The organism is Micromonospora salmantinae (genome assembly GCF_022230905.1).
GTDB classification, from domain to species: Bacteria; Actinomycetota; Actinomycetes; order Mycobacteriales; family Micromonosporaceae; genus Micromonospora; species Micromonospora salmantinae.
This window is the reverse complement of record NZ_JAKKFG010000008.1, coordinates 1-23,554: the sequence shown is the minus strand read 5'-3', so window position 1 is coordinate 23,554 and position 23,554 is coordinate 1. Positions and strand designations below refer to the sequence as shown.

The 23,554-nt window shown below is 71.8% G+C and carries 23 protein-coding genes; 10 read left to right on the top strand and 13 right to left on the bottom strand.

Going from position 1 to position 23,554, the window contains the following annotated elements; translation table 11 throughout:
- The first annotated feature begins 25 nt into the window (after nt 1–25).
- The 5 genes from PSH03_RS07455 to PSH03_RS07435 all read left to right on the top strand — a co-directional run bounded on the left by PSH03_RS07455 (nt 26) and on the right by PSH03_RS07435 (nt 4,717).
- Complete coding sequence (locus tag PSH03_RS07455; protein WP_238688644.1) at nt 26–1,363, top strand: sensor histidine kinase; 1,338 nt, start codon at nt 26–28, stop codon at nt 1,361–1,363.
- A complete protein-coding gene (locus PSH03_RS07450) occupies nt 1,360–2,076 on the top strand; it encodes a response regulator (protein WP_238688643.1) in 717 nt (238 codons plus the stop codon). The genes PSH03_RS07455 and PSH03_RS07450 overlap by 4 nt, the downstream gene beginning before the upstream one ends.
- 80 nt (nt 2,077–2,156) lie before the next feature.
- Nucleotides 2,157–3,050 carry an ABC transporter ATP-binding protein gene (locus tag PSH03_RS07445; protein WP_238688642.1) on the top strand — a complete coding sequence of 298 codons (894 nt, stop codon included), beginning with the start codon at nt 2,157–2,159 and terminating at the stop codon, nt 3,048–3,050.
- A complete protein-coding gene (locus PSH03_RS07440; protein ID WP_238688641.1) occupies nt 3,047–4,108 on the top strand; it encodes an ABC transporter permease in 1,062 nt (353 codons plus the stop codon). The genes PSH03_RS07445 and PSH03_RS07440 overlap by 4 nt, the downstream gene beginning before the upstream one ends.
- Before the next feature lie 177 nt (nt 4,109–4,285).
- A complete protein-coding gene (locus PSH03_RS07435; RefSeq protein ID WP_238688640.1) occupies nt 4,286–4,717 on the top strand; it encodes a carbohydrate binding domain-containing protein in 432 nt (143 codons plus the stop codon).
- Here PSH03_RS07435 and PSH03_RS07430 read toward each other — a convergent pair.
- Complete coding sequence (locus tag PSH03_RS07430; RefSeq protein WP_238688639.1) at nt 4,653–5,681, bottom strand: peptidoglycan-binding protein; 1,029 nt, start codon at nt 5,679–5,681, stop codon at nt 4,653–4,655. The two genes, PSH03_RS07435 and PSH03_RS07430, sit on opposite strands and share 65 nt — an antisense overlap.
- Nucleotides 5,682–5,935: 254 nt before the next feature.
- Here PSH03_RS07430 and PSH03_RS07425 point away from each other — a divergent pair, with 254 nt between their 5' ends.
- A complete protein-coding gene (locus tag PSH03_RS07425) occupies nt 5,936–6,922 on the top strand; it encodes a helix-turn-helix domain-containing protein (RefSeq protein ID WP_238688638.1) in 987 nt (328 codons plus the stop codon).
- 12 nt (nt 6,923–6,934) lie between these two features.
- Here the strand turns inward: PSH03_RS07425 and PSH03_RS07420 are convergent, their stop codons facing one another.
- The 8 genes from PSH03_RS07420 to pgsA form a co-directional block, all read right to left on the bottom strand.
- Nucleotides 6,935–7,552 carry a ribonuclease FAU-1 family protein gene (locus PSH03_RS07420; RefSeq protein ID WP_238688637.1) on the bottom strand — a complete coding sequence of 206 codons (618 nt, stop codon included), beginning with the start codon at nt 7,550–7,552 and terminating at the stop codon, nt 6,935–6,937.
- An 80-nt stretch (nt 7,553–7,632) separates the two neighbouring features.
- Entirely contained in the window at nt 7,633–8,385 is a 753-nt protein-coding gene (locus PSH03_RS07415; protein ID WP_112583375.1) for a YebC/PmpR family DNA-binding transcriptional regulator, read from the bottom strand.
- 284 nt (nt 8,386–8,669) lie between these two features.
- Entirely contained in the window at nt 8,670–9,275 is a 606-nt protein-coding gene (gene pdxT, locus PSH03_RS07410) for a pyridoxal 5'-phosphate synthase glutaminase subunit PdxT (RefSeq protein ID WP_238688636.1), read from the bottom strand.
- Between the two features lie 103 nt (nt 9,276–9,378).
- A complete protein-coding gene (pdxS, locus tag PSH03_RS07405) occupies nt 9,379–10,296 on the bottom strand; it encodes a pyridoxal 5'-phosphate synthase lyase subunit PdxS (RefSeq protein WP_210785196.1) in 918 nt (305 codons plus the stop codon).
- A 147-nt stretch (nt 10,297–10,443) separates the two neighbouring features.
- Nucleotides 10,444–10,947 (bottom strand): hypothetical protein, encoded by a 504-nt coding sequence (locus PSH03_RS07400; RefSeq protein WP_112583378.1) that lies wholly within the window; start codon nt 10,945–10,947, stop codon nt 10,444–10,446.
- An 81-nt stretch (nt 10,948–11,028) separates the two neighbouring features.
- Nucleotides 11,029–12,189: a glycosyltransferase family 4 protein gene (locus PSH03_RS07395; protein WP_238688635.1), complete on the bottom strand. Its 1,161-nt coding sequence runs from the start codon at nt 12,187–12,189 to the stop codon at nt 11,029–11,031.
- A 16-nt stretch (nt 12,190–12,205) separates the two neighbouring features.
- Complete coding sequence (locus PSH03_RS07390) at nt 12,206–13,138, bottom strand: phosphatidylinositol mannoside acyltransferase (protein WP_238688634.1); 933 nt, start codon at nt 13,136–13,138, stop codon at nt 12,206–12,208.
- Between the two features lie 40 nt (nt 13,139–13,178).
- Nucleotides 13,179–13,808, bottom strand: a complete 630-nt coding sequence (pgsA, locus tag PSH03_RS07385) for a phosphatidylinositol phosphate synthase (RefSeq protein ID WP_238688633.1) — start codon at nt 13,806–13,808, stop codon at nt 13,179–13,181.
- Between the two features lie 249 nt (nt 13,809–14,057).
- Between pgsA and PSH03_RS07380 the strand changes: the two genes are divergently transcribed.
- Complete coding sequence (locus PSH03_RS07380) at nt 14,058–16,214, top strand: elongation factor G-like protein EF-G2 (RefSeq protein ID WP_238688632.1); 2,157 nt, start codon at nt 14,058–14,060, stop codon at nt 16,212–16,214.
- A gap of 106 nt (nt 16,215–16,320) precedes the next feature.
- On the opposite strand, the gene PSH03_RS07375 is transcribed toward PSH03_RS07380, so the two are convergent.
- Together PSH03_RS07375 and PSH03_RS07370 are read right to left on the bottom strand one after the other, a co-directional pair.
- A complete protein-coding gene (locus PSH03_RS07375) occupies nt 16,321–17,301 on the bottom strand; it encodes an alpha/beta fold hydrolase (protein ID WP_238688631.1) in 981 nt (326 codons plus the stop codon).
- Nucleotides 17,302–17,532: 231 nt separating this feature from the next.
- Entirely contained in the window at nt 17,533–18,591 is a 1,059-nt protein-coding gene (locus PSH03_RS07370; protein ID WP_238688630.1) for an aldo/keto reductase, read from the bottom strand.
- An 86-nt stretch (nt 18,592–18,677) separates the two neighbouring features.
- On the opposite strand from PSH03_RS07370, the gene PSH03_RS07365 reads away from it, so the two are divergent.
- Nucleotides 18,678–19,172, top strand: a complete 495-nt coding sequence (locus tag PSH03_RS07365) for a hypothetical protein (protein ID WP_238688629.1) — start codon at nt 18,678–18,680, stop codon at nt 19,170–19,172.
- A 49-nt stretch (nt 19,173–19,221) separates the two neighbouring features.
- Here the strand turns inward: PSH03_RS07365 and PSH03_RS07360 are convergent, their stop codons facing one another.
- A complete protein-coding gene (locus tag PSH03_RS07360) occupies nt 19,222–19,734 on the bottom strand; it encodes an HIT family protein (RefSeq protein WP_238688677.1) in 513 nt (170 codons plus the stop codon).
- Nucleotides 19,735–19,910: 176 nt separating this feature from the next.
- Here PSH03_RS07360 and PSH03_RS07355 point away from each other — a divergent pair, with 176 nt between their 5' ends.
- Nucleotides 19,911–20,639, top strand: a complete 729-nt coding sequence (locus PSH03_RS07355; protein ID WP_210785203.1) for a D-Ala-D-Ala carboxypeptidase family metallohydrolase — start codon at nt 19,911–19,913, stop codon at nt 20,637–20,639.
- A gap of 135 nt (nt 20,640–20,774) precedes the next feature.
- Here PSH03_RS07355 and thrS read toward each other — a convergent pair whose 3' ends face one another.
- Nucleotides 20,775–22,784 (bottom strand): threonine--tRNA ligase, encoded by a 2,010-nt coding sequence (gene thrS / locus PSH03_RS07350; protein WP_238688628.1) that lies wholly within the window; start codon nt 22,782–22,784, stop codon nt 20,775–20,777.
- Between the two features lie 188 nt (nt 22,785–22,972).
- Here thrS and PSH03_RS07345 point away from each other — a divergent pair.
- Nucleotides 22,973–23,554: DUF1775 domain-containing protein (locus PSH03_RS07345; protein WP_238688627.1), on the top strand; the 582-nt coding region annotated here is incomplete at its 3' end.

The following is a 23,554-nucleotide window of genomic DNA, read 5'->3' as shown; positions in this document are numbered from 1 at the left end:
GTGGGCGGCGTGGCATCGTTCCCGGATGACAGTGGCACCGCGACCGGAATGGCGTCGTCCGGGTCCAACGGCCGAGCAGCGCCGAAACGACCTCTGGATCGGCTTGGGGATGACCGGGCTGGCGTTGGTCAGTCTGACCCTGGCCCGCAGCACCGGCGCGTTCCTGCTGGGCCCACCGCCGTCCGGGCCGGAGCAGCTGTTCTGGACCGTCGCGGTGACCCTCCCGCTCATCTGGCGACGACGCCGGCCGACCGCGACAGTGCTGGTCGTCGCGGTGGCGTTCATCGCCGCGCAGGCCCGCTCGGCCCCGGAGAGCCAGTTCTCCTCCTGGGCCCTGTTCTGCGCCCTCTACACCGTCGGCGCCTGGGGGCAGGACCGCCAGCTGTCCCGCCGGCTGCGGATCGGCGTGATCGCCACGATGTTCGCCTGGCTCGGGCTCTACTACGCGGTGATGATCGACCACATTCCGGCGGACACCTTCGCCGACGCGGTCGGGCCGGTGCCACCGGTGCTCGCCGCGATGGTCAACGGTGTGCTGCTCAACGTGCTGGTCTTCGGTTTCGCGTACTTCTTCGGCGAGACCGCGTGGGTGGCCGCGCGCCGCGAGCACGAGCTGCGCGCCCAGGCCGAGGACCTGCGCCGGTCGCAGGCCGAGGCCCGGGAACGGGCGGTGCTCGGCGAACGGGTCCGGATCGCCCGCGAGCTGCACGACGTGGTCGCCCACCACGTGTCGGTGATGGGCGTGCAGGCATCCGCCTGCCGCCGGGTGTTCGACCGCGACCCGGGCAAGGCCCGCACGGCGCTGACCGCCATCGAGCAGAGCGCCCGCACCGCCGTCGACGAGCTGCGTCGGATGCTCGGCGTGCTGCGGACCTCCGCCGGCACCGACGCCGCGCCGCCGACGGCCGGCGGCGTCGAACGGATCGACGAGCTGGTCGAACGGGCTCGGGCCGCCGGGCTGACGGCCACCCTCGGGGTGTACGGCGACCCGGTCGCGTTGCCCGAATCGGTGTCCCAGACGGCCTACCGGGTGACGCAGGAGGCGGTGACCAACACCCTCAAGCACGCCGAGGCGGCCCTGCTGGACGTGCGGGTCCGGTACCTGGCCCGGGAGGTGGAGGTCGACGTGACCGACGACGGGCGCGGCGGCGGCCGGGCCGACACCGTCGGGTTGGGCCTGATCGGCATGCGCGAACGGGTCACCGCCCACGACGGCGACCTGGAGGCCGGGCCGCGGGCCGGCGGCGGCTGGCGGGTGCGCGTCCGCTTCCCCCTCGCGGCGTCGGCGGACCGACCGGTGGGCGCACAGCGGAAGCCGAGCGGCAGGCAGCAGGCGGCGACCGGCGCGGAGCCGTCGGCATGAGCGCGGCAGCCCAGCAGGCACCCGACACCGGGCCGACGGTGCGGGTGCTGCTCGCCGACGACCAGCACCTCGTCCGTACCGGCTTCCGGGTCATCCTGGAGGTGGAGGACGACATCGAGGTGGTCGGTGAGGCCGCCGACGGCGAACGGGCCGTCACCATGACCCGGGCCACCCGCCCCGACGTCGTACTCATGGATGTGGAGATGCCCGGGATGGACGGCCTGGAGGCCACCCGGCAGATCGTCGCCGACGGCCCCGGGGCGCCCGCGGTGCTGATCCTCACCACCTTCGACCGCGACGACTACCTGTTCGCCGCACTGCGGGCCGGGGCCAGCGGCTTCCTGCTCAAGAACGGCACGCCGGAGGAACTGATCGAGGCGATCCGGGTGCTGGCCAGGGGCGACGGTCTACTTGCCCCGGAGATCACCCGCCGAGTGATCTCCTCCTTCGCCCGCCCCGGCGACCCGTCGGGCACCGCCCACCGGGGCCCGGACGCCGAGGCCGCGCTGGCCGAGCTGACCCCGCGCGAACGGGAGGTGCTGATGCTGCTCGCCGCCGGGTCGAGCAACGCGGAGATCGCCTCGGCCATCCACCTGGGCGAGGCGACGGTGAAGACGCACGTGAGTCGGGTACTGGCCAAGCTCGGCCTGCGCGACCGGGTACAGGCCGTGGTGTTCGCGTACGAGAACGGGGTGGTCCGCCCCGGCGGGTGACGGCGTCCGCCGCGAGGTGGACCCGCCCGCTCACCCGCCGGGCGGACGGCGCGGCGGCATCATCCATCTAGCGTGAGTGCGTGACCAGAACGCTTCGCCTCGACGGCGTCGACCGCAGCTTCGGCGACCGTCAGGTGCTCAGGAACGTGTCCTTCGAGGTGTCCGCCGGCCGGATGACCGGTTTCGTGGGCGCCAACGGCGCCGGCAAGACCACCACCATGCGGATCATCCTGGGTGTGCTCGCCCCCGACGCCGGCGAGGTGAGCTGGGGCGGCACCACGCTGACCCGGCAGGACCGTCGGCGCTTCGGCTACATGCCGGAGGAGCGGGGCCTCTACCCCAAGATGACCACCCGCGAGCAGGTGACCTACCTGGGCCGGCTGCACGGGCTGGACGCCGCCGCGGCACGACGTTCCACCGACGCGCTGCTGGACCGGGTCGGGCTCGGCGAGCGCGGCGACGACCTGCTGGAGACGCTGTCGCTGGGCAATCAGCAGCGCGCCCAGATCGCCGCCGCGCTGGTGCACGACCCTGAGGTGCTGGTGCTCGACGAGCCGTTCTCCGGCCTCGACCCGCTCGCCGTGGAGACCGTCGTGGCAGTGCTGCGGGAACGTGCCTCGGCCGGGGCGCCGGTGCTCTTCTCCAGTCACCAGCTCGACGTCGTGGAGCGCCTCTGCGACGACCTGGTGATCATCGGGGACGGGGTGATCCGGGCCGCCGGCAGCCGGCAGCAGCTGCGTGACTCGTACACGGTGCCCCGCTTCGAGCTGGTCGTCGAGCACGACGCCGGCTGGGTACGCGACCACCCCGGGGTGACACTTGTCGAGTTGGACGGCGCGCGGGTGGTCTTCGACCTGCCGGCCGGCACCGACGAACAGCCAGTGCTGCGGGCCGCCCTCGCGCGCGGCCCGGTCCGCGCCTTCCGCCCGGTCAGCCCCTCGCTCACCGAGATCTTCCGAGAGGTCACCCAGTGAACGTCACCCAGGCCACCCGGCTGGTCGCCGAACGCGAGATCCGGGTCAAGCTGCGCGACCGCACCTTCCTGTTCGGCACGCTGTTCTTCCTGTTGATCGCCGCGGCCGGCACCATCCTGCCGCCACTGTTCTCCGGCGGGCCGTCCACAGTGGCCGTAACCGAGAGCTTGGCCGCGCCGCTGCGCGCCGCCGGGCTGGAAGTCCGGGTCGTCCCCGACGACCGGGCCGCCGAACGGGCCGTCCGCGACGACGACGTGGACGCCGCGGTGGTCACCGGACCGGCCGTCCTGGCCATGGACGACGCCCCCGACGACGTGGTGAAGGCCCTGAGCACCCAACCGACCGTCCGCCTGCTCGACCCGGACGCGGTGGACCCGGTGGTGGCGTTCCTGGTGCCGTTCGTCTTCGCGTTCGTCTTCTTCATCACCTCGCAGACGTTCGGTGTGCAGATCGCGCAGAGCGTCATCGAGGAGAAGCAGACCCGGATCGTGGAGATCCTGGTCGCCGCCGTGCCGGTTCGGGCCCTGCTGGCCGGAAAGGTGGTGGCCGGGGCAATCCTGGCGTTCGCGCAGATCGCCCTGATCGCGGTGGTGGCGGTGCTCGGGCTGCAACTCGGTGACAGCGGAGGTCTGCTCAGCCTGCTCGCCCCGGCGATCGGCTGGTTCGTACCGTTCTTCCTGATCGGTTTCGTGCTGCTCGCCGCCATGTGGGCCGCGGCCGGCGCGCTGGCCAACCGGCAGGAGGACATCGCCGCCGTCTCGACGCCGGTGCAGCTCGCCGTCATGCTGCCGTTCTTCGCGGTGATCTTCCTGAACGACAACGCCACAGCGATGCGGGTGCTGTCCTACCTGCCGTTCTCGTCGCCCACGGCCATGCCGTTGCGGCTCTTCACCGGCGACGCGGCCGGCTGGGAGCCGATCGTCTCACTGGTCCTCCTGGTGCTCGCCGCCGGCGCGTTCCTCCTCGCCGGTGCCCGGGTGTACGAGGGGTCGCTCCTGCGCACCAACGGCCGGACCTCGCTGCGCACCGCCTGGCGGGAGCGGGAGACCATCGGCTGAGTCAGCGGTCCGCCCGCGCGGGCGTCGGTGTCCTGATCGGATGCCGGCGCCCGCTGCCGTACGGCACGGTTCCGAGCGCTGTTCGGTGGCCGTGAACAGCGCGAACACTCCTACGTTGAGCCGATCCTCACGGCGACGACCTGGTCGTCGCCGGTTCCCGGACCGGAAAGGCTCTCGATGTCCCCACCGATCAACGCACGGCAACTGCGCCGTCTGCTCAGCGTCGTGCTCGCGGTCGCCCTCGCCAGCACCCTCACCGCCCTCGTCCGCCCCGCGCCGGCCGCCGCTGCCCCGGGCGACCTCATCCTCAACGGCACGTTCGACAACGGCAGCAGCCAGCCCTGGTGGACGCGGCTCGCCTCGACCAGCACCACTGTCAACGCCGGGCAACTGCGCGTCCGCACCAGCGCCACGGTGGGCAAGCCCGTCTGGGAGGACCTGGTCGGTCACTTCGAGTTCGGGGTGACGGCCGCGCAGCCGTACCGGTTGCAGTTCGACGCCGCGGCCGACGTCAGCCGTTCCCTGCGCGTCTCGGTCTCCCGCGCTACGCCGCGCAGTTCCAGTGGCCGAAGTCGCCGGTACGAGACCAGACCTCCCGCGCCGCCCTGATGTTCCAGGCCGCGTCCAGCGCCGTCTGGCGGTCGACGCCGAACCGGGACACCTCCATGTCGCTGAACTGGAACAACCCCCAGCGCCGCGATCCGTCCTCGACGACCTCCACCCGGTACGGGTCCAGCCCGGACAGGCAGCGCGCCACCTGCACCGCCCCGGCCGGGTCCTCCGGGAACGTGCGCCGCAGATGTTTGCCGATCCGGTCCTCCGACCAGGTGGCGGGCACCTTGCGATCGCCCGCCAACTCGTCGAGCAACCGCTCGTCCGCGGTGCCACTGACCGGCAGGCCGCCAAACGCCTGGAACACCATCACCCGGCTGGTGGTGTCCGGGCCGAACCAGCCGTCGACCGGCACTGTGAGTCCGTCGGCCACCAGGTGCTCCTGGAGGCTCAGCACGCAGGGGCCGTACATGCCCTGGCGCAGCACCTCCGGGCAGCCGACTGTCGGCGAGCCGTCCACTGTGGGAGGGGCGAGAGGTCGCAGCGCACCGGTCGCCCCGACCGTCAGGACGCCGAGCACCGCCAGCAGCGCCAGCCGAAGCCAGCGACGGGCCGGCCAGGGCGCTTCGGGTAGCGGCGGAACCGAGCCGACGCTGGGGCGGATGGTCGCCGAGACGGTAGTGGACGGGCCGGCAGGGGTCGGTGCCGCCGCACTGTCCCCTCGACCCTGCTCGCCGAGGCGGGCCTCGAGGTCCCGCCGTGTCTCCAGCCACCTGTCGACCTCGACCGTCGGGGTGCCGCAGGCGGCCAGCAGCGCGACGACTGTGCGTTCCCGGGGCAGGGTCGTCCGCCCCAGCATCGTCGCGAGGGTGCTCGGCGGCAGCCAGTGTCCGGCCGCCGAGGCTCGCCGGGCGAGCTCCCGATAGGTCAGACCGGAACGCCGCCGCACCTCCCTGAGCAACGCCACGTACTCCCCCGCCGTGGCCGCCTGCGGGACCGGATCTCGGACAGCGTCATCCATCGAATCTCCCCGTGTCGTTGGTGTGGTCGAGCCCGAACCCGTGCCGGCGCGAGCCCGTCGGCCCGTAGACCGGTCAGCGGCGCGGCCATCGAGAAATGACGCTAGGTAACCCGGTCGGCCAGGACAATGCCCTGGTCGCCGCGTTGGGCTGTCCGGGCAGCTCAGGGCATCATGTCCGGGTCTTGTCCGACCATCTCGGACAGTCACCGGGACCCCCGTTGCCCTCATGTCCGCGGTGTCTGGAGAATCGAGCGATGACCACGGGGGAGCTACGCCCGGACGACGCGTCCGACCCGGCCGGGTTCGTCGAGATGCTGCGCCAGCTCAAGGACCGGTCGGGGCTCACCTACCGGCAACTGGAGCAGCGTGCCGCGTCGACGGGTGACGTGCTGGCCCGCAGCACCGCGGCGGACATCCTGCGCCGGTCCACACTGCCGCGCCCCGAGGTGGTGGCCGCGTTCGTGCGCGCGTGCGGTGCGGGAGATCAGGTCGAGACGTGGCTACGGGCCCGGCACCGCCTCGCGGCGGGTCAGTTGGCCCCGCTGTCCCCGGCAGCGGATTCACCGCCGGTCGACCCGGTCACGACAGTGGCCCCGGAGCACTCCGACCCGGCCCGCCCGCGCTGGTTCGCGCGGCCCGCGCCGCTGGCGCTGCTCGTCGTCGCCGCCCTGCTGGCCACGCTCGGCGCGGGCTTCTGGGTCGAGCGCCGCTACGACGAACAAGCGCGATCCACCGAGCCGACCGCGTCGGCGGCCGGCGGTGCCCGTTTCCCGAGCGCCGGGCGCAGCGAGATCCGCCCCGTCCGCAGCGCGCACCTCTGCCTCACCGAGGGTCGCGATCGCACCGGCCAGTACACCAAGGAGATAGCGGTCCAGCGGCCCTGCACGGAGGCCACCCCACCGGACACCTCGCTGGAACCGGTGGCCGACGGCATGTTCTTCATCCACTGGGTCCACCCGGTGCTCGGGAAGGGCTGCCTCACCATCCGCGAGGAGGATCCCGGCCGGGACCTGCTCGAACCCTGGAACGAAAAGGATTGCAGCGCGAACAGGTCGAAGCAGGTGTTCCACTTCGAACCGGCCGGGGCGACACCCGGCGCGTACCGCATCCGGCCCGACCGCAGCGAGCTGTGCGTCGGCCTGCGCGACGACGACAGCGCCGTGTCCGACGCGGCGCTGGTCGAGCCGTGCACCGGCGGCCCGGATCAGGTGTTCCTGGTCAACGCGCTGCCCGGGAACTGACGTCGGCGCCGCTCAGCGCGCGGGTGGCACCCGATCCCAGCCGGCGGGCAGCGGGGGCGCCGTCCAGGCGGGGTCGGGCTGCCAGGTGGCCCACGCCGGGTCCCACCAGCGCTCACCCCCGTCGAGCAGGGCGGCGATCCGGTCACCCTCGGCCTGGATGGCGTCTCCCATGCCCGGGTAGCGCCCCTCGACGAGGCGCTGGGCGAACATCTCCACGTCCTTCCAGACGTACCGGTCGGCGTCCGCGGCCCACCACAGGTCCAGCTCGTGGTCAAGGGTGTCCACCCCGATCGGGGTACGCCGCGCCGGGTCCTGAAGGTTGAAGTACCAGCCGGCGAAGTCGCGCCCCGGCCCGGTCCAGAACACGTCGATCGAGTGCGCCTCACCGGGACGTTGCAGCATCAGCTTGCCGTGCCCGGACCAGGAGCGGTGCCCGGCCGCCTCCCACGGGTGCCGCCCGCAGGGGAAGTCGCCGGTGTCCGGGAAGCCGAACTCGGCCCCCGGTGGGAGGTAGAGGGCGAGCAGGTCGGGCGAGTCCTCGACGCAGATCGTCGGACAGCCGAACCAGACCTCACCCCGCAGCACCTCACGCCGTACCACTGTGTCGCCAGGCGCAAACCGCTCCACCACCCCGCACCCCCTCGCTCGCCGCCCAACCCCAACCCCGCCGCGATCTTGCACTTGCTGTTGGGGTTGGGGCGGGGACAGGGTCAGGCGTCGACCGCCGCCATCACGTCGTCGCTGACGTCGAAGTTGGCGTAGACGTTCTGGACGTCGTCGCAGTCCTCCAGGACGTCGATCAGCTTGAAGATCTTGCGCGCGCCCTCTTCGTCCAGCGGCACGTTGACGCTGGGGATCAGGGAGGACTCGGCCGACTCGTACTCGATGCCGGCGTCCTGCAACGCCGTGCGCACCGGGATGAGGTCGGTCGGCTCGGAGACCACCTCGTACGCCTCGCCGAGGTCGTTGACCTCTTCGGCGCCGGCGTCGAGGACGGCCAGCATCACGTCGTCCTCGCTGGTGCCCTCCTTGGGGACGATCACCACGCCCTTGCGGGAGAACATGTACGACACCGAGCCGGCGTCGGCGAGCGAGCCGCCGTTGCGGGTCAGCGCGGTCCGTACCTCGGTCGCCGCGCGGTTGCGGTTGTCGGTGAGGCACTCGATGAGCATGGCCACGCCGCTCGGGCCGTACCCCTCATACATGATCGTCTGCCAGTCGGCGCCGCCGGCCTCCAGGCCGGAGCCACGCTTGACGGCGCGGTCGATGTTGTCGTTCGGCACCGAACTCTTCTTCGCCTTCTGGATGGCGTCGAAGAGCGTCGGATTGCCGGTGGGGTCGCCGCCGCCGATCCGCGCGGCCACCTCGACGTTCTTGATCAGCTTGGCGAACATCTTGCCGCGCTTGGCGTCGATGACGGCCTTCTTGTGCTTGGTCGTCGCCCACTTTGAGTGGCCGGACATCTTCTACCTCCGTTGCTACCCGCCGTCTGCATCGACCGCACCGCTCACGCCCCGCTCCCGCCGGCGCACGCGGAGGTGCCGGTCAGCTCTGGTGGAAGCCGTGGCGGGCAGATGGCCCTGCCGAATCTCCGCAATCCTACCGACGTCCCCCGGGTCCCTGTCATGCACCGCGCACGGCAGTACCGCCCGGCCTCGACGGACAAGGGCAGACAGGACAAAAACCCCTCGGGTCCGGCCACGACCGCGGCGAGCATCATGGACAGCCCGGCGCGGTCGCCCGCCGTTCAGCGGACGGCGCGGACCAGGTCCACGAAGTACGCGTGCACCCGCAGGTCACCGGTGAGTTCCGGGTGGAACGAGGTGGCCACCAGGTTGCCCTGTCGCACCGCCACGATCCGGTCGGCGGCCGGACCGTCGGACACCACCCCGATGACCTCGACGCCGGCACCGACCCGCTCGACCCACGGCGCGCGAATGAACACCGCGTGGAACGGCTCGCCCGGCACCCCGACGACGGTCACCGGCGCCTCGAACGAGTCGACCTGCCGGCCGAACGCGTTGCGCCGGACGGTCATGTCGATGCCGGCGAAACCCCGCTGATCGGGTCGACCGTCGAGCACCTCGGTCGCCAACATGATCATCCCGGCGCAGGAGCCGTAGACCGGCATGCCGTCGGCGATCCGCTTGTCGATCGGCTCGCGCATCTCGAAGATGTCGGCGAGCTTGCTCATGGTGGTGGACTCGCCGCCGGGGATGACCAGGCCGTCGACCGCGTCCAGCTCCGCCGGACGGCGGACCGGGCGGGCGTCCGCGCCCGCCGCGGCCAGCGCCGCCACGTGCTCGCGGACGTCGCCCTGGAGCGCCAGCACACCGATCACGGGTGCCGTCATGGTCGCACCGGTCCTCTCCGCGTCCGCCGCCCGGAAAGAACGCTCACCAACCCGTCTTTCGCTCGCGACTGCGGGGCTCGCACGAGCGGCTCACTCCTCACGCTCACCAACCGCGCTCGGCCAGGCGGTGCGGCTGCGGGATCTCGTCGACGTTGATGCCGACCATCGCCTCGCCGAGACCCCGGGAAACCTTGGCCAGCACGTCCGGGTCGTCGTGGAAGGTGGTCGCCTTGACGATCGCGGCGGCCCGCTGCGCCGGGTTGCCCGCCTTGAAGATGCCGGAACCCACGAAGACGCCCTCCGCGCCGAGCTGCATCATCATCGCCGCGTCGGCCGGCGTGGCGATCCCGCCCGCGGTGAACAGCACCACCGGCAGCTTGCCGCTCTCGGCGACCTCCTTGACCAGCTCGTACGGGGCCTGCAACTCCTTGGCCGCGACGTACAGCTCATCGGTCGGCAGCGAGGCCAGCCGGCGGATCTCCTGGCGGATCTTCCGCATGTGGGTGGTGGCGTTGGAGACGTCACCGGTGCCCGCCTCGCCCTTGGAGCGGATCATCGCCGCGCCCTCGGTGATGCGGCGCAGCGCCTCGCCCAGGTTGGTCGCGCCACAGACGAACGGAACTGTGAACGCCCACTTGTCGATGTGGTTCGCGTAGTCGGCCGGGGTCAGCACCTCGGACTCGTCGACGTAGTCCACGCCGAGCGACTGGAGGATCCGCGCCTCCACGAAGTGGCCGATGCGGGCCTTGGCCATCACCGGGATGGAGACCGCCTCGATGATCCCGTCGATCATGTCGGGGTCGCTCATCCGGGACACGCCACCCTGCGCGCGGATGTCGGCGGGCACCCGCTCCAGGGCCATCACCGCGACGGCGCCGGCGTCCTCAGCGATCTTGGCCTGCTCGGCGTTGACGACGTCCATGATCACGCCGCCCTTGAGCATCTCGGCCATGCCACGCTTCACGCGGGCGGTGCCGACGACGGGGGCGGTACCGGTGTTCGAGGCGGTGTTTTCGGGCACGGGTCATCGCTCCTTGGACATGCTCTGGGGGTGGCAGCGAAAATGCTACGCGCGGTCCAACGCCGTACCGACAGCCAATCAGACCCCCGGTGGCCTGCACTGTGGCAGTGGTCACCGTCCCCGCCCGCGCCCACTTGGAGCAGCGGGTCAGGCGGCGGGGACGTCCGCCGGCACGACGAGGGTCGGGTCGTCGATGTCGAAGTAGCGCGGCCACTCCCGGCCCCGCCCCATCCGCAACAGGCGCACCAGCGGCCGGCTGCGCGCCGAGCGGGCGTCCCGCACGAGGTCGGTGTGCACCTGCCGGGACAACGCGAGCCGACGACTCGCGGCGATGACCGCCGCGCAGTCCGGGTCGCCCGGGTCCAACTGGACGCCGCGCAACTGCCGGGTGAGGTCGTTCTCCGCCGCCTCCCGCTCGTCCGGGCTGGCGTCCAGGGCGATCCGGGCCGCCGCGTACAGCTCGACGCCGAAACGCCGCTCAGCCAGGACCGCGGCTGCCGCCGCGCGGCGCAGCAGGTGGGCGTCGAGGGCCCGGGCCGCCAGCTCCGCGCGGCCCTGGAGCCGCTCCACCCGGCCGGCGGTCCAGATGAGGTACGCCGCGACCAGCCCCACGACCACGCTCGCGGCCACCACCCACCACATGTGCGGCATCGTAGTGCTGCTCCGTTTCGTCCGATTGGGCGCGGCCGGACCGGTCCCGCCGGTCACCGCCGCACCACCCGTCACACCGGCTCAGCTCAGCCCCACCCATTCCTGGTCGATGACCCGCCCGTCGGTTGCCTCGATCGCCGCTGCGTATACCTCCAGAACGCGGCGAGCAACCACCGGCCAGTCGAAATTCGCGACCACCTGATCGCCGCAGGCACTCAGCGCGGCCCGCGCGGCCGGGTCGTCAAGCAGCTCGGCCAGCACGTCACGCAGCCCCACCGGGTCGCCCGTGGGGAAGAGCCGACCGGCCCGCCCACCGTCGAGGACCCGCCGGAACGCGTCCAGATCGCTGGCGATGACCGTCGTACCCGCGGCGAGGGCCTCGGTGAGGATCATGCCGAACGACTCACCGCCGGTGTTCGGTGCGACGTAGAGGTGCACACTGCGCAGCATGCGCGCCTTGTCCGCTTCGCTGACCAGGCCGAGGAACGTGATCCGCTCGTGCAGTTCGGCGGGGAACTGGTCGTACAGGTCGTCGGGGTCACCCGGGCCGGCGACGAGCAACCGCAGACCGGGCCGGGTCTCGGCCAGCGCCACGAACGCGTCCCGCAGCACCGGGAAGCCCTTGCGTGCCTCGGTGAACCGGCCCAGGAAGCCGAGCGTGCCGCCGGTGCCGGTCGCGCACTCCCCCGGCCAGCCCGGCAACGGCTCGGCGTCGGCGAACTTGGCCACCGCCACCCCGTTGGGGATCTCCACCGCCCCGCCGTCCATGTGTTCGACCTGCACCTTGCGGGCCAGCGCGCTCACCGCGATCCGGGCCGTGATCCGCTCCAACACGATCTGGAGCACACCCTGCGCGGCGGCGAGGACCCGCGAACGGGTCATCGCGGTGTGGAACGTGGCCACCACCGGGCCACGGGCGGAGAGCACGGCCAGCAGCGACAGACTCAGCGTGAGCGGCTCGTGCACGTGCAGCACGTCGAAGTCGCCGTTGGTGATCCATCGCCGCACCCGGGCGGTCGACACCGGGCCGAACGCGATCCGGGCCACCGAACCGTTGTACGGCAGCGGAACGGCCCGCCCGGCGGACACCACGTACTCCGGCAGCGGCGAATCCTCGTCGGCCGGCGCGAGCACACTGACCTCGTGGCCCAGCGCGATCAGCGCCTCGGCGAGGTCCACGACGTGGTTCTGCACCCCACCGGGCACGTCGAAGGAGTACGGGCACACGATGCCGATCCGCATCCGTCAGCCCACCTCCTCAGGCCGGGCCGGAGGCCGACGAGGGCAGCGCCGCGCCCTCCCCCGACCTCGCCTGGTCCAGCCACATCCGCTGCAACATGTGCCAGTCTTCCGGATGGCGGGCGATACCCGCCGCCAGACCGTCGGCGATCAGCTGGGTCAGCGACCGGACCCGCTGGTCCAGCGGCCCCGCCTCGGGGCCCGGCACCGGCAGCGGACCAGCCAGCGACGCGCGGGCGGCATCCGCTTCGTACCACAGCGAGGCCACGTAGAGCGGCGCGCCGGTGTGCAGCGCGAGCAGCGCCGGCCCGGCGGGCATCCGGGTCTTCCCGCCGAAGAAGTCCACCTCCACCCCCCGGGCGGAGAGGTCCCGGTCGGCCAGCAACGGCACCACCGCACCGGCCCGCAGCCGGTCCAGCAGCACGTCGAACGCCGGACGCGGCCCTCCGTGGGTCGGCAGGATCTCCATCCCCAGACTCGCCCGGAAGGCCAGGAAACGCTTGTACACGCCCTCCGGCTTGAGCCGCTCCATGACGGTGGTGATCGGCCAACCGGTGGCCGCCACCCAGGCGCCAGCGGCATCCCAGTTGCCGGCGTGCGGCAGGGCCACCACCGCGCCCCGACCGGCGGCCACGTCGGCGGCGAGCAGCTCGGCGCCGTCGAGCCGGAAACCGGACAGGATCTGCGACCGGCTCAGTGCGGGCAGCCGGAACGCCTCCATCCAGTACCGGGCGTACGAGCGCAATCCGCGCTTGACGAGATCGTCCAACTCGGCGTCGGGCAGCTCCGGGCCGACCACCCGGCGCAGGTTCGCGCGCAGTCGGGCCGTACCCCCGCCGCCGGCGCGGTGGGCGCGGTCCGCGCCCGCCTGGAACGCCGCCGCCACCAACGGCCGGGGTAGCGCGCGGACCACCCGCCACCCGGCGATGTAGCCCAGCTCGGTGAGGTTCACGCGACTCGGCCGCCGGTCGTCCGAGTCGCCGGCACGCCACTCATGCCTGGCCGTTCGGCTGGAGCTGCTGGGCCTGGCGGTAGACGTGCGTCATCCGCTGCCCCACCGTGAAGATCGACACGGCGGCGAGCAGCCAGAGCGCGATCTCCAGGGCCGGATCGACACCGACGCCGGTGAGGATCCCGCCGACCCCGACGATCAGCAGCCGCTCGGTGCGTTCGGCGATGCCCACGTTGCAGGTCATGCCGAGCCCTTCGGCGCGAGCCTTGACATAGGAGACCAGGCTGCCGGCGGCCAGGCAGACCAACGCGGCGGCCACCCCGGAGTAGTCGTTCTCTGTGGCCAGCCAGTACGCGACGGCACCGAAGACGGCGCTGTCGGCTACCCGGTCCATGCTTGAGTCGAGGAACGCGCCGAATTTGGTGGAGCCGCCGCTCATCCGGGCCATCGTCCCGTCGAGCAGGTCGGTGAGCGCGAACAGGGTGACGATCAATGCGCCCGCGACCAGGTGGCCGCGGGCACCGAAGCCGAGCGCGCCGACGAGCACACCAACGGTGCCCGCGACGGTGACGGCATTGGGGGTGACGCCCGCGCGCAGCAGGGCGCGGGCAATCGGCTCGACGACGCGGGTCATCCCCGCGCGGGCCGACACTTGGAAGATCTTCGCCATGGCGGTCCCCACGATAACGGTCCGCCCAGCTCCGGCGATACGGACGGTACCGCCGACCCGCCCGGGGGAGGCTTGTGCCTACCCGGCAACGGGTGTGAGATCGAGCCGGGAGGTGAGCCAGCTCACCCGTCCGCCCGTCCCGTTCCCGCTGTGCAGCAGACCACCGGAGGATATCGCCGCGCACTCGCCCCGGGCCGCTACCCGTCGCGCGGCGGTCGCCACCACCACCGGCTGAGGGAGGTGCGCCCCATGGCGCAGAAGAGTCACGAGAAGGGTTCCACCGGCGGCACGCCGGTGGTGACCGAGCCCGAGCGGGTTCGCAACGTGGTGCTCGTCGGGCACTCCGGGGCGGGCAAGACCACACTGGTCGAGGCCCTGCTCGCCGCGACCGGCACGATCGGCAGGGTCGGCACCGTCGCCGACGGCACCACTGTCGGCGACCACGACCCCGCCGCCGTACGCCAGCAGCGCTCGGTCAGCCTGTCCTGCGCGCCACTGCTGCACAACGGCATCAAGGTCAATCTGCTGGACACCCCCGGGTACGCCGACTTCGTCGGCGAGTTGCGCGCCGGGCTGCGGGCCGCCGACGCCGCGCTCTTCGTGGTCTCCGCCGCGGGCGGCATGGACGCGGCGACCGTCGCGCTCTGGGAGGAGTGCGCCGCCGTCGACATGCCCCGCGCGGTCGCGGTGGCCCGACTGGACCAACCCCGCGCCGACGTCGACGAGACGGTGGCGCTCTGCCAGCGTCTCTTCGGCGACAACGTGATGCCCCTCTACCTGCCGATGCTCGGCGACGACGGGGTGTCCACCGAGGGGCTGCTCGGCCTGATCACCCGTCGGGTCTTCGACTACAGTGCCGGGCTGCCCGCCGACGTCCGCGACCCGGACCCGGAGCACCAGCGGGCCATCGACGAGTCCCGCGACGAGCTGATCGAGGGGATCATCGCCGAGAGCGAGGACGAGACCCTCATGGACCGCTACCTCGACGGCGAGGAGATCGGCGACGAGGTGCTCATCGACGACCTGGAGAAGGCCGTCGCCCGGGGCCACTTCTACCCGGTGGTGCCGGTCTGCGCCGAGACCGGTGTCGGGCTGGACGTGCTGCTGGAGGTGCTGACCGCCGCGTTCCCCTCGCCGCTGGAGCACGAGCTGCCGGCGGTGACCGGCGTGGACGGCTCACCGCGTCCGCCGCTGAGCTGCGACCCGGCCGGGCCGCTGGTCGCCGAGGTCGTCAAGACCACCATCGACCGCCACGTCGGTCGGGTCTCGCTGGTACGGGTCTTCTCCGGCACGCTGCGCCCCGACCAGAGGGTGCACGTCTCCGGGCACGGCATGGCCGAACGTGGGCACCCCGACCACGACGCCGACGAGCGGGTCGGGCACATCTACACCCCGCTGGGCGCCACGGTGCGGGAGGTGTCGCTCTGCGTGGCCGGTGACATCTGCGCGATCACCAAGTCGGGCAGCGCCGAGACCGGCGACACCATCTCGACCACTGACGACCCGCTGCTGATCGCCCCCTGGGAGATGCCGGAGCCGCTGCTGCCGGTGGCGATCGCCGCCCGGAGCCGCGCCGACGAGGACGCCCTGGCCCGCAACCTCTCCCGCCTGGTCGCCGGCGACCCCACGCTGCGTCTGGAGCGCAACCCGGAGACCCACCAACTGGTGCTCTGGTGCATGGGCGAGGCACACGCGGACGTGGTGCTCGACCGGCTGCGCGCCGGCGGCGTCGAACTGGACACCGAACCGGTCAAGGTGTCACTGCGCGAGACGCTGACCGTGCCCGCGAAGGGACACGGCCGCCACGTCAAGCAGTCCGGCGGCCACGGCCAGTACGCGGTCTGCGACATCGAGGTCGAGCCGCTGCCCCGCGGCAGTGGCTTCGAGTTCGTCGACCGGGTGGTCGGCGGCGCGGTGCCGCACAACTACATCCCGTCCGTGGAGAAGGGCGTCCGCGCCCAACTGGAGCGCGGCCTGGTCGCCGGGCACCCCGTGGTGGACCTGCGGGTGACCCTGGTCGACGGCAAGTCGCACAGCGTCGACTCCTCCGACGCGGCCTTCCAGACCGCCGGCGCGCTGGCGCTGCGCGACGCCGCCGAGCGTGGCCAGCCGGCCCTGCTGGAGCCGATCGACGAGGTCACTGTCCGGGTTCCGGACGGCTCGGTGGGCACGGTGATGGGCGACCTGTCCGGCCGACGCGGCCGGGTGCTCGGCACCGAACCGGACCCGGACACCGAGGGCCGCACCCTCGTCCGCGCCGAAGTGCCGGCCACCGAGCTGCTCCGGTACGCCGTCGAGCTGCGTTCCATGACGGCCGGCACCGGCACCTTCCGCCGCCACTTCGTCCGCCACGACCCCATGCCCGCCCACGTGGCCGACCAGACCCGCAAGGAACACACCCCCTGACCCCCACGCCGTGCCCGAACAGCATTCGGCGGAGTGCGGGCCGGGTGGGCGACGGCTCGATCGGCCATCGCCCACCCGGCCCGCCCGGTGCCTCAGTTCGGCCCGCTCAGCCGAAGAACGACCTCAGGTGCTGGACGAGCACCTGGGGCTGCTCCTCCACGAAGTAGTGCCCGGTGTTGGCGATCTGTACCAGCTGCACGTTGGTGGCCTGCTGGGTGAGCGTCGCGGCAAAGCTCGGGTAGAAGATGTCGTGGGCGATACCTAGGACCGGGACGGTCACCGGCGCGTACGTCCCGTTGTCAACGATGTCCTGGCCCAGCGCCTTGTACCAGCCGTTGCCGCCCCGGATGGCGTCCGGAGTTGAATATGCCTGGGCGTAGACGGCCCTGTCGAAATCGCTTATGGCTTGCTTGTTGACCAGGAGGTTGTCGAACATCCAGTCGACGAGGAAGCGGGACCGGCCCGTGATGAGCTGCTCCGGCAGCTGTGACACCTGATTGAAGGCGAACCACCAGGGGTGGAACGGGGCACCCGGCGCCGGCAGCATCCGGAACTCGTAGTAGTTGCTGTTCGGGTGTTCCACGTCCAGCATGGCGATCTTGTTGACGACCGCGGGGTGGTTCGCCGCCATGCTGTAGGCGACCATCGACCCCATGTCGTGACCCACGACGTTCACCTTGGTGTAGCCCAGCGCCCCGGCCAGCGCCGCGATGTCCGCCGCCAAGGTCTTCTTGTCGTACCCGGACGCCGGCTTGCTGGAGCCGCCGGCACCGCGCAGGTCCACGGCGATCACGCGGTATCGGGTGGCCAGCGCCGGCATCACCTTGTGGTACTCCCACCAGGTCTGCGGCCAGCCGTGCAGCAGGATCAAGGGCGCCCCGCGCCCACCGGCGACGTAGTGCAGCCGGACTCCGTTGACCTCCGCGTACCTGCTCGTGAACCCCCCCGGAAGGGTGGCTGCGAGGTCGGCGGCGGCCGGGGCGGCGGCCAGCGCTCCGTCGGTGGACGGTGCGGCCTGTGCCGCGGTGCCGGTCGCCACTGCGGCGACCGCGCCGGCGCCGAGCGCGATCAGCTTCCTTCTGTTCATCGAAGACACGCATGCTCCAGTTCTCTAGACGTGACATGCATCCTTGCCGATTCCTGGTAGATGCAGGGTTGCGTCAAGGTCATGGATGCCCGATGGTCGATCGGGAATGACCGATGGGGTCTAATTTCCTGCGCTTGTGTCCGATGGCCGGGACGGCCAGAGTTCGCGGCCAGTTCCCGGCTGCCGTCCGGCCTTTGCGGCGCCCGCAGAGCTCGCCGGCCCGCACAGCTCTCAGGGGTGGACGGTGGGGTGGGTCGGACGGGGCCAGTGTGGGCGGTCGGCGTCGCGCAGGGCCGCGGTGCGGACGGCGGCGAGCTGACGCTCCACCTCGACGAACTGGTCCGCCGGCAGCGGGCCCCGGTGCAGCGCGGCGGCGTTCTCCTCGACCTGGGCGACCGTACGGCAGCCCGGGATCGGGATGGTGCGACCGCTGCGCGCCCAGATCCAGCCCAATGCGCCCTGGGCGAGGGTGCGCCCGTCGGCGGTGAGCGCGGCACGGACCGCGCCGACCCGGCGCAGCCACTCCGGTGCCGGCCGGCCACCCCGGAACCACTCCAACCAGCCCGGGGCCAGCCCGCGCACGTCGTCGCGGGGAAGCGTCGACCCGGCCGTGTACTTGCCGGTGAGCAGCCCCATCCCGAGCGGGCCCCGGTTGACGCTGGCCAGGTCGTACTTGTCGCAGACGGCGAGCAGCTCGGGGGCGTCGCGCAGCACTGACAGGGCGTGTTGCACGGCGGTGGCACCGGCGGCGGCGTGCCCGAACGCGGCGGCCCGGTCGGTGCGGTCGGTGCTCCACCCGTACGCGCGGATCAGGCCCTCGGCCACCAGGTCCTCGCAGGTCCCGATGAGCGCCTGCGCCCTCGGCACCGACAGGTCGGCCAGGTGCAGCTGATAGAGGTCGATCCGGTCGGTGTCCAGCCGGCGCAGCGAGGCGGTCACGGCAGTGCGCAGGTACCCGGGCGACGCGTCCTCGCCGGTGGCCTGCCGGGCGGCCTCGTCGAAGGTGTAACCCCACTTGGTGGCGATCACGGCGTCGTCGCGGCGACCGGCGAGCGCGCGACCGAGCACCCGCTCACCGTGCCCGGCACCGTACGTGTCGGCAGTGTCGAAGAGGGTGATGCCCAGATCGAGTGCCCGGCGTACGGCGCGCACCGACTCGTCGTCGTCCACCGCGCCCCAGCCCAGTGGCTGGGTGCCCTCCGCCCAGGGCCCGCCGATCGCCCAGCACCCCATGCCGAGGGCGCTGACCTCGATGCCGCTGCGCCCCAACACCCGTGTCGTGACTGCCATCGGCCGATCGTGCCACCTTCGGCGGGCCGGGGCGTAGCAGATCCGCTGGCGGACACGCGGGTGCACGGAGACGGTCACGGTGCGGCATGATCAGCGCCATGCGACGGCTCGGGGTGGACATCGGCGGTGTGATCATCGAGCCGGCCGACGACGACGCGGACACCTCGTTCTTCGGCGCGCACTACCTGCGTACCCCGGCCGTCGTCGGGGCGTTCGACGCGCTCGCGGCGCTCGGCCCGGCGTTCGACGAGGTGCACCTGGTGTCCAAGTGCGGGGAGGCCACCGAACGGCGCACCCGGGAGTGGCTGGCCCACCACGACTTTCCGGCCCGCACCGGCGTCCCGGTCGAGCGGGTGCACTTCTGCCGCACCCGACCGGACAAGGCGCCGATCGCCAGACGCCTCGACCTGACCCACTTCGTGGACGACAAGCTGGAGGTGCTCGGCTATCTCGCCTCGGTGCCGCACCGCTTCCTGTTCCGGCCCCGAAGGGCCGAGGTCGCCGCACACGCCGCACTGCTGCCCCACGTACGCCGGGTGGAGAGCTGGTCGGAGCTGACCTCGCTGCTGCGCGCCGACTAGCCGGACCGGTGCGGAGGTCGCGCGACCGGCGTTGCGCGACCGGCGGCGGTCAGGACGGCCAGGCGCGGGCGAGCAGGTCGCGGGTGTCGCCGAGCAGCTGCGGCAGGACTTTGGTACGGCCGATCACGGGCATGAAGTTCGCGTCGCCGCCCCAGCGCGGCACCACGTGCTGGTGCAGGTGCGCGGCGATGCCGGCGCCGGCCACCCCGCCCTGGTTCATGCCCAGGTTGAAGCCGTGAGCGTTGCTGACCTTGCGGATCACCCGCATGGCGGTCTGGGTGTACGACGCCAGCTCGGTGGTCTCCGACACGTCCAGGTCGGTGTAGTCGGCGACGTGCCGGTAGGGGCAGACCAGCAGGTGCCCTGGGTTGTACGGGTAGAGGTTGAGCACCACGAAGACGTGCTCGCCGCGGGCCACCACCAGGCTCTCCTGCGGGGGCAGCTTCGGCCCCCGACAGAAGGGGCAGCCGGTGGGCTTCTCGTAGCCCTCGGCCGGGCGGTCCTCGCCGGAGATGTAGGTCATCCGGTGCGGCGTCCAGAGCCGCTCCAGGCCGTCCGCCATGCCGTCACTGTCCGTGTGCCGTTCCGCCCCTGTCACGAGCCGATCCTACGGAGCCCCGCGGGCACGCCGCGACACCTGCCTTCGGGAAACCCGGGACTGCAAGTTCTTGACGGATCAAGGCGGAAGCCTGAAACTTCCATGCATCCACGCACTTCCATGAATCGATGGAGGGTTACATGTTCCGACGGCTCGGCAGGTTCCTCGCGGCACTGGCGTTGACCGCCGCCACCACAGTGGCCGGCGTCACCCTCACCGCCGGCGCGGCCCAGGCGGACGGCTGCTACACCTGGGGGCGCACCCTGGCCCAGGGGGCGTCCGGCGAGGATGTCCGGCAACTCCAGATCCGGGTCGCCGGCTACCCCGGCTACGGCGCGGTGCTCACCCTCGACGGCGCGTACGGCCCGGCCACCCGATCGGCGGTGATCCGCTTCCAGCAGGCGTACGGGCTGCCGGCCGACGGCATCGCCGGCCCACAGACGTTCAACCGGCTCTACGCCCTCCAGGACAACGACTGCACCCCGGCCAACTTCAGCTACCCCGAGCTGAACAAGTGCAACAGTGACTGGTCCGGCGGCGCGGTCTCGGCGAGCACCGCCCGGTTCAACGCACTCGTCTCGATGTGGAAGCTCCAGGCCATGCGCCACGCCCTCGGCGACGTGTCCATCGCGATCAGCAGCAGCTTCCGCAGCTACGCCTGCAACAGCGCGGTCGGCGGAGCGTCGAACAGCCGACACCTGTACGGCGACGGGGTCGACCTGGTCGGCTCCCCGTCGTTCTGCCGGCTGGCGCAGCAGGCCCGCAACCACGGCTTCGGGCAGATCCTCGGCCCCGGCTACCCCGACCACAACGACCACACCCACGTGGCAGCGGTCGGAGGCTGGTCAGCGCCCAACTGCGGCATCTGACCCCCGCCGCCTCCCGGCGAAGATCGCGCTCGAACATGGAAGTAGTGGCCTTCCCCACCGGGGAGGCCACTACTTCCTGGATCGAGCACGGTCATGGGCGCGGGGGCCGTGCGAGCGGGCCGTGCGGTGGTCTCGTTACTCCGCGGCGGCGGACGGGCCGATGTTGGTCCGCGAGCTGACCACGTCCAGCACGTGGGTCACCGCCTCGGCGACCGGCACCCCGTTGCGCTGGGAGCCGTCGCGGTAGCGGAAGGAGACCGTACCGGCGGCCACGTCGTCGTCACCGGCGATCACCATGAACGGGATCTTCTGCTGCTGCGCCGTCCGGATCTTCTTCTGCATCCGGTCGTCACCCGCGTCCACCTGCGCCCGGATGCCCTCGGCGCGCAGCGCCGCGACGAAGCCGTGCAGGTAGTCGGTGTGGTCCTCGCGGATCGGGATGCCCACCACCTGCACCGGCGCGAGCCAGGCCGGAAAGGCACCCGCGTAGTGCTCGGTGAGCACCCCGAAGAACCGCTCGATCGACCCGAACAGCGCACGGTGGATCATCACGGGCCGCTGCCGGCTACCGTCGGCGGCCTGGTACTCCAACGCGAACCGCTCCGGCTGGTTGAAGTCGACCTGGATGGTGGACATCTGCCAGGTCCGGCCGATGGCGTCCCGGGCCTGTACGGAGATCTTCGGCCCGTAGAACGCCGCGCCGCCCGGGTCGGGGACCAGGTCCAGGCCGGAGGTCGCGGCGGCGGTGCGCAGCGCCTCGGTGGCCTCGGCCCAGTCCTCGTCGGCCCCGATGAACTTGGGCGAGTCGTCCCGGGTCGACAGCTCCAGGTAGAAGTCGTCCAGGCCGTAGTCGCGCAGCAGGTCGAGCACGAAGCTGAGCAGCGTGGACAGCTCGCCGGCCATCTGCTCACGGGTGCAGTAGATGTGCGAGTCGTCCTGGGTCAGGCCACGGACCCGGGTGAGACCGTGCACGACGCCGGACTTCTCGTACCGGTAGACGGTGCCGAACTCGAACATCCGCAGCGGCAGCTCCCGGTACGACCGCCCGCGCGACCTGAAGATCAGGTTGTGCATCGGGCAGTTCATCGCCTTGAGGTAGTAGTCCGCGCCCTCCAGTTGCATGGGCGGGAACATGGTGTCCGCGTAGTACGGCAGGTGACCGGAGGTCTGGAACAGCTGCGCCTTGGTGATGTGCGGGGTGTTGACGAACTCGTACCCCGCCTCCTCGTGCCGCCGCCGCGAGTAGTGCTCCATCTCCCGGCGGATGATGCCGCCCTTGGGGTGGAAGACCGCCAGGCCGGAGCCGATCTCGTCGGGGAAACTGAACAGGTCGAGGTCCGCGCCGAGCTTGCGGTGGTCGCGCCGGGCGGCCTCCTCCAACAGCTTCAGGTACGCCTTGAGCTCGTCGCGGGTCGGCCACGCGGTGCCGTACACCCGCTGTAGTTGGGGGTTCTTCTCCGACCCCCGCCAGTACGCGGCGGCGGAGCGCATCAGCTTGAACGCGCCGATCAGTCGGGTGGTCGGCAGGTGCGGACCCCGGCACAGGTCCGACCAGCAGACCTTGTCCTCCTTGGCGTCGAGGTTGTCGTAGATGGTCAGCTCGCCGCCGCCCACCTCCATCACCTCGTCGGTGTCCAGGCCCTCGCCCTTGGCCTCGATCAACTCCAGCTTGAACGGCTCGTCGGCCAGCTCCGAGCGCGCCTCGTCCAGGCTGCCGAAGCGGCGACGACGGAACCGCTGCCCGGACTTGATGATCTCCTGCATGCGCTTCTCGAGCTTGCTGAGGTCATCTGGCTGGAACGGCTTCTCGACGTCGAAGTCGTAGTAGAAGCCGTTCTCGATGGGCGGGCCGATGCCCAGCTTGGCCTCGGGGAAGATGTCCTGCACGGCCTGGGCGAGGACGTGCGCGGTGGAGTGGCGCAGCACGTTGAGCCCGTCGGGCGACTCCAGGGTCACCGGCTCGACGACGGTCTCCTCGGCCGGCGCCCAGTCCAGGTCGCGCAGCTGACCCTCGGGGTCGCGGACCACGACGATCGCCTTGGGGCCGTTCGCGGGCAGTCCGGCCGCGGCCACCGCGTCGGCCGCCGTGGTCCCGGCGGCGACGACGACGGGGTCGGCCACGGCGGGGGTACGGGGTGCGGACACGGTGACTCCTCCAAGTGGTACGAAACGGTGCCGATCCTCGGCTCCTGCCGATGCTATCGGTCGACCCGCCCGCGACCGGGAAGGGCACCTCCTTACCGCCGACGTTGAACCTTTCGCGCCTCGCAGCCGAACTAGAAGGTGTGGCCGGAAACCGGTGCCGGCCGCGTCGACACGGATGGGGGCACGAGATGGCGAGCACGTACGGCGGTGGCCGTCGGCGGCGGATCGTGGCGGCGACCGCGGTGACCGCCGCTGGGCTGCTGCTCTGGCCGGGCACGGCGTACGCGGCGGACGTGACGACCACCCCGACCGAGGCCCGGCAGGGCGAGGCGGTACGGCTGGAGTTCAGCGTTCCGGAGGAACGGGCCGGTACGAAGACCAACCAGATCGAGGTCCGGCTGCCGGCCGACGCGCCGATCGCCGAGGTCTACCCCATGTCGGTGAACGGCTGGGCGCCCCGGATCAGCTCCCGCACCCTGGACAAGCCGGTGGCCGGTATCCACTCCTCCGGGGTGAGCACTGTGACGACCGCTGTGACCTGGGTCCGGGTCGGTGAGAGTGACCCCGGGCCGGCTCGGCTGGCGCTCTCCATGGGGCCGATGCCGCAGGCCGAGCGGCTCACCTTCGAGGTGGTCCAGACGTACGCCGACGGCACTGTGGTCCGGTGGGCGGACGCCACCGGTCCGCGCCGGGCCCCGACGCTCGCCCTGCTGCCGGCGGCGCCCGGCGCGGCGGGTCCGGCCGCGCACGGCGGGCACGCCGGCCCGGCG

Coding starts and splice junctions, on each gene's coding strand:
- PSH03_RS07455 (WP_238688644.1), top strand. CDS start 26: ATGACAGTGGCACCGCGACCGGAATGGCGTCGTCCGGGTCCAACGGCC.
- PSH03_RS07450 (WP_238688643.1), top strand. CDS start 1,360: ATGAGCGCGGCAGCCCAGCAGGCACCCGACACCGGGCCGACGGTGCGG.
- PSH03_RS07435 (WP_238688640.1), top strand. CDS start 4,286: ATGTCCCCACCGATCAACGCACGGCAACTGCGCCGTCTGCTCAGCGTC.
- PSH03_RS07430 (WP_238688639.1), bottom strand. CDS start 5,681: ATGGATGACGCTGTCCGAGATCCGGTCCCGCAGGCGGCCACGGCGGGG.
- PSH03_RS07425 (WP_238688638.1), top strand. CDS start 5,936: ATGACCACGGGGGAGCTACGCCCGGACGACGCGTCCGACCCGGCCGGG.
- PSH03_RS07415 (WP_112583375.1), bottom strand. CDS start 8,385: ATGTCCGGCCACTCAAAGTGGGCGACGACCAAGCACAAGAAGGCCGTC.
- pdxT (WP_238688636.1), bottom strand. CDS start 9,275: ATGACGGCACCCGTGATCGGTGTGCTGGCGCTCCAGGGCGACGTCCGC.
- PSH03_RS07400 (WP_112583378.1), bottom strand. CDS start 10,947: ATGCCGCACATGTGGTGGGTGGTGGCCGCGAGCGTGGTCGTGGGGCTG.
- PSH03_RS07395 (WP_238688635.1), bottom strand. CDS start 12,189: ATGCGGATCGGCATCGTGTGCCCGTACTCCTTCGACGTGCCCGGTGGG.
- pgsA (WP_238688633.1), bottom strand. CDS start 13,808: ATGGCGAAGATCTTCCAAGTGTCGGCCCGCGCGGGGATGACCCGCGTC.
- PSH03_RS07380 (WP_238688632.1), top strand. CDS start 14,058: ATGGCGCAGAAGAGTCACGAGAAGGGTTCCACCGGCGGCACGCCGGTG.
- PSH03_RS07375 (WP_238688631.1), bottom strand. CDS start 17,301: ATGAACAGAAGGAAGCTGATCGCGCTCGGCGCCGGCGCGGTCGCCGCA.
- PSH03_RS07370 (WP_238688630.1), bottom strand. CDS start 18,591: ATGGCAGTCACGACACGGGTGTTGGGGCGCAGCGGCATCGAGGTCAGC.
- PSH03_RS07365 (WP_238688629.1), top strand. CDS start 18,678: ATGATCAGCGCCATGCGACGGCTCGGGGTGGACATCGGCGGTGTGATC.
- PSH03_RS07360 (WP_238688677.1), bottom strand. CDS start 19,734: ATGGCGGACGGCCTGGAGCGGCTCTGGACGCCGCACCGGATGACCTAC.
- PSH03_RS07355 (WP_210785203.1), top strand. CDS start 19,911: ATGTTCCGACGGCTCGGCAGGTTCCTCGCGGCACTGGCGTTGACCGCC.